This window comes from Caldisericia bacterium (genome assembly GCA_021158845.1).
GTDB lineage: Bacteria > Caldisericota > Caldisericia > B22-G15 > B22-G15 > B22-G15.
The window spans coordinates 1-4,976 of sequence record JAGGSY010000127.1; the positions used below are offsets into that span (position 1 = coordinate 1).

A 4,976-nucleotide genomic window follows, 5' to 3' on the forward strand; every position below is an offset into this window, starting at 1 on the left:
GTTCAATCTTATCAAACGGCCAGCCTTTGATGATCTCCAAGAGTTTTTGAGCCTTATCGTACTCCCCCTCACCCCCACTATCCGGACTAATTGCAGGAATTTTTATGAGTTCTATTAGTGTTTCCACCATTTCATCCCTGAGCCTTTCAACTTCCTTAGAAACAACCTCTATGCTCATTTACACCACCATTTATTAGTTTTTTCAAACTTCCTTAAGGCGGTTTGTTCAAAAAATAAAAAGAAACATCAATACTAAATCTTCTACTTGGATTGGGATTTCCAAAATACTGTTGGTCTAACCCGATCGACTACTTGTTCTCCAAATAAGGGGCGTTCTACTCCATAGTAGAATACTAAGTAAAGAACAAATGCTGTTAGTGCTCCTGTCACAAATTCATATGGAATAATATGGAAGTATGCGAGCAAGCCACTAATTAACCATGCTAAAATTCCAGCTAATCCTTTTGTTTGAATTTCTTTATCTTTTGCAACTATGAAATAGTGGGCGACTAGTACCCCAACAAAACTCATATTAAAAGAACCATGAAATGCTGCTATCCATTCAAAAACTTTTAATGTTCCTATTCCCGTCATTGCACCTAATACACCAAGTATAGCGACAATAGTCGTTGCTTGTCTCCTTGTAAGCTTTCTCCATGGATACGTTAGTGTAGCTAACGCTAAACCCGCAGTGTAAGCATTATTATCATTTGTAGTCCATCCAGCACCAGTTGAGGCAACTATTCCAAGCATTGCAAAGAGTGAACCGACACCTACTGCCATCCATACTAACTCCAGCTCTACATCTAAGGTAGCACCTAGTATTACTCCAAGGGCAGGTGGGATTCCACCTATTACAAACGCTGTTGGTACTAGTATAAAGGACTCTTTTCTACTCTTTAGAAATCTACTTACATCAGCCATCAGCATTACAAAGCCTGCCCAAGCTCCTGCATTCAAGAAGACCGCTCGTGAAAAACTCATTTCATGACGTTGTATGGCTAAAATTGCAGAAAGACCTCCCGGATAGTTTTTCACTGCAAAATATGTGGCTAGAACAATCATGATATAGAAAAATGGCATAAATGACCAACTGACGTAGGCTAGTCCTTTTATTCCTCTTATTGCCGAAAGCATCATCAAGGTACACAAAATGCCTGAAACTAGTAATCTGTGACCACTGAGAAATGAGACTGAAGAGGTCCACATTCTTCCAACCGCATCTGCTTGTAGCCCTAACGATCCAAATCCGATTATCACGAACATTATTGCTGCTATAAGAAGTTGTCCAAAGAAGCCCAATGGTGCTTTGGCTAATACGTAACTAGGAAGACCTTTTGTTCTGCCTATTTCAGAAACAAACGCTGCTGCTATTCCTGCTATTAGATATCCTAATATAGTCGCTATTATTGCTAATTTTGGAGATAATTGTCTACCAATACTGTATCCAATTGCAACTGAGTATAGTGAGACCCACATGCCTACAAATATCCAGAACATGTGATACCACGGAACTCTGGCTTCCATTGGGATTGGTTCGTAAATATCCTCGTCAACTATTGTTTCTTCTCCTCCCCAAAAGAAATCCTTAATTTTCTCAACAACTCCCATTTTTATCATCTCCCTCAAGATGTTTTTAAATCTCAAAATCTAAAACACGTAACTTTTCTCTTGGCACTCTATATGCCATCTTACTATGGGTTACTCCCATAAGCACTAGGCGAATGGCATCGTAAATTGCAGCTCTTAAGGGTTCTATTATTGGAACATTGAGCCCCTCCTTTTCTAGCTCAGTTTTGACCTCTTTAAGGAACACTGCCATCCCGGTACATCCAAAAACTATTACATGAGCCCCATCTTCTATCACTGCCTTTTTTGCAGCATCTACAACTGCTTGAAGAACCTTTGTATAATTTTTCTCTAGGTCTAAAACGGGAACGTTTATAGTTCTAATCGAAGCAAGGTTGTCTATTATTCCATATTTTCTTAGAAGATACCTACTTCTCACTTCAACTTCTGGAACCACATTGATTATTGAAAATCTTTGGCCAAGTTCAGAAGCTAAAAAGCATGCTGATTGATTAGCACTTACGACCGGAATAGTTACTATTTCCCTAGCTGCCTCTAATCCCGGATCATCAAAGCAATCAATAACCACTGCATCATAATGACTTTTTTCAGCCCACTTGACTTTTTGAAGAATATAAGGAGTATTAACTGCTATATCAAAAGCCCCTTCTATAGATGCCCCTCCTTTTTCCACAAAAACCAAATCAAGCTGTACTAAGCCATTTGTTTGTTCATTTAAAAATTTTGAAAGCTCTTCTCGCTCTTTTTTTGCCAATTTCCAGTCTTCCGTGTATATATCTGGAAATATATCCAAGATTTTTATCTTCTTTTGCAATTTGCACCCCTCCGCATAATAAATGATAAAAACAAGGATCTTTAGTACACAATTTTTTCTATTGGTTTCCACTGGATGTTCTCAAACCCGAAGTGTGGTGGTGACAAAACTTCAAGACCTTTTGGTGTTCTCCAAATTTCTGGAGATTTTGCTCCAATTACTGCAACCTTCATTCCAGGGGCAGTATTTGTGTTAGTTATTGGCTCTCCGGTTTTCAAGTCCACTACTGCAATTATATCTGGACTCGTGACATAAGGTTCATCATCAAACCAGCTTACATGGTTTTCATTCTTGAACCATATTTTGAATGTGTGGCCTTTGAACTCCTCAATGCCTTTTATGTAATTTGTACCCCAATAGTATCCTTCTTTGTCTTCAGCCTCTTTTTTGAATATCTCTCCCTTGAAAAGGATCCACCCATCCAAATAATCTGCAGCGGCCTTAACTGGATCTTTTCCTTGTTCTCTTGCTTCTCTTATAGTCCGTCCAAGTTCCAAACATTGTGTTAGTGTCCCTCTTAAAACTACCTCTTTCATATCTTTGGCGGGCATAAGGAATCCAGCTTGACCGGCTAGGCCAAAAGCAGCAACACTTATCAATTTTCCAATATTCTCAGCAACTCTGTAATTTACAGCATTCTTAATTATTGCCTTGTTTCCCCATTCGTCAACACTTGTTATTGGGAGCATTGGTTTGTTAGAAATAGCAGGAGTAGTTTGTTCAATCTCTGGAATTGCCCTTCCAGTATAATCCCCATCTACTACTGTAAGTCCTAGTCGTACTGCAGCATCCACCCCTGCAGGAGTATTCTGTCCTCCTAACTCAATTGGAACTAGTGCAGAAATCTTTTTTCCGCTATATTCCTCTAGTTCTTTTACTGCAGCTGCAAGAATACGATCGACAACCTTCTTTTCCAACCCATAGAATTTCATTCTCTTCTTTGTTTCTTCGGTTAGTGGTGCTATCGAACCCATTAAAAATGGACATGCTGTATAGACGTTATCATCTATTTCTCTTGGATCTTCGAATTTTATTTTTAAGCCTTGTTCAAGATCTTCAAGTAGGAGTTTTAGTCCTTTTTTTGGATCTCCTCCTCCACCGGTACCTAAAAGGGTACACCCTCTAACAAAATCTTCTGCATCCTTAGGGGTCTTTATTTGTGTCGGCATAAACTCACCTCACAATTTGCCTATAGCACGAGCAAGCTCTACTAATTCAGGATGAACTATTTTGCCTTCTTCCATTAGCAATTCATCATCTAACCATACTGTAGAGTTCAAACAGATACCATCTGCATGGGAAACTGCTGGGCCTAGATCACCTTGGAACATTGGGCCCTGATGACCAATACCCCACTCTGTACTTCCCCAAATACGTTCATCTTCTGTGCAAAGTCCTGTTAGTTTTGCACCTGGATTAAATCCATAGCACACGTGAGCTAGGTAATACATCTTAGGGTCGTTTAAACTCTCTAGCCATCTTTTTACTTTCTTAGCTTCTTCTCCCCCTCTTATCTCAATTATCTTGCCTTTCTTAACTTCTAGTTCGATAGGTTCTTTTAAGATGCCAAGATCCATTTCCCCCCCACCGGAGAAAGAACCATCAAAGACAATTCTGCCGTTGATGCTGTCTTCCTTTGGAGCCCAACCAATTTGGCCAAGCAAGAAATGTGGACCAGGAGTGTCCGCACGTAATTCATTAGTAATAGGCCGCTTAGGCACGTTTTCAAATGTTACATCTGTACCGGCGGGAGTTGTAATATGAACCTTATGGGCTTTCTTTGTCAACTCAACAACTTTGTTCTGAAATTTTTCTTGCAAATCGATGTCAACTTTTGCAATTAGCCTTACTATACGCTCTGAATTCAGGCCTCCTAAGAATAGATATCTGGTTTTGTTATTCGCCATGGCAATATCCCAAGGAGTTGAGTAAAGAAGCCATTGGTTGTTAAATTCAATCCATACATCTGCAGCTGGTATTGCTGCTTTTAAAGATTCTGGAATTTGAGGATCAACAACTTTACCATATCCGCTAGGGGTTGAGTGTACTGCCAACATTACTTTTGCACCTGCGGCTTCAGCGGCTTTAGCAGTTTCTAAAGGGGGTCTTAAATCCATTATTGAATCGGTTGTGATAAGCACAGTTTCACCTTTTTTCACTCGACATAATTCGTTCACAATAGTATTCGCTGCTTTACCCAATTCAAATTCATATTGCATAAAATCACCTCACATTTAACTTAATTTGTAAATATTTATAGTTTACTGACTAAATTCGTTAATGAAAGTGAAATTTTTTGTCATACATGACTTAAAGAAGGTGTTCATCATGTGTTTAATTACTAATGCACGTTAAAATGTATTAAAGTCTAAGATAGAACGTTAATAGACAACAAAATCATAATGTACAATAATGTACTTTATTAGTAGTGACTATCTTCTGATTTGCTAATAACTCTAATGTACTCTATAATAATTAATTTAGGATTAACTTGAACATTTTAACTAACAAGGAGATAGAAATATGGTCATTTATGCATTGTGATTGTAAACAATTTAGGAGATTCTGATAT

The 4,976-nt window shown here is 38.5% G+C and carries 4 protein-coding genes; all 4 read right to left on the bottom strand.

The genetic code is table 11. From position 1 onward, the window contains the following. Window positions 1–261: 261 nt before the first annotated feature. Genes J7J33_04720 through J7J33_04735 form a run of 4 tightly spaced genes read right to left on the bottom strand, consistent with a single transcriptional unit; the run spans window position 262 to window position 4,623 of the window. Window positions 262–1,611 (bottom strand): cytosine permease, encoded by a 1,350-nt coding sequence (locus tag J7J33_04720; GenBank protein ID MCD6168590.1) that lies wholly within the window; start codon window positions 1,609–1,611, stop codon window positions 262–264. A 25-nt stretch (window positions 1,612–1,636) separates the two neighbouring features. Then, window positions 1,637–2,404 carry a hydrogenase expression protein HupH gene (locus tag J7J33_04725; protein ID MCD6168591.1) on the bottom strand — a complete coding sequence of 256 codons (768 nt, stop codon included), beginning with the start codon at window positions 2,402–2,404 and terminating at the stop codon, window positions 1,637–1,639. 41 nt (window positions 2,405–2,445) lie between these two features. Then, window positions 2,446–3,573, bottom strand: coding sequence for a DUF917 domain-containing protein (locus tag J7J33_04730; protein MCD6168592.1), 1,128 nt, complete (start codon window positions 3,571–3,573; stop codon window positions 2,446–2,448). Window positions 3,574–3,582: 9 nt separating this feature from the next. Then, window positions 3,583–4,623, bottom strand: a complete 1,041-nt coding sequence (locus tag J7J33_04735) for a leucyl aminopeptidase (protein MCD6168593.1) — start codon at window positions 4,621–4,623, stop codon at window positions 3,583–3,585. Between the last annotated feature and the right edge of the window lie 353 nt (window positions 4,624–4,976).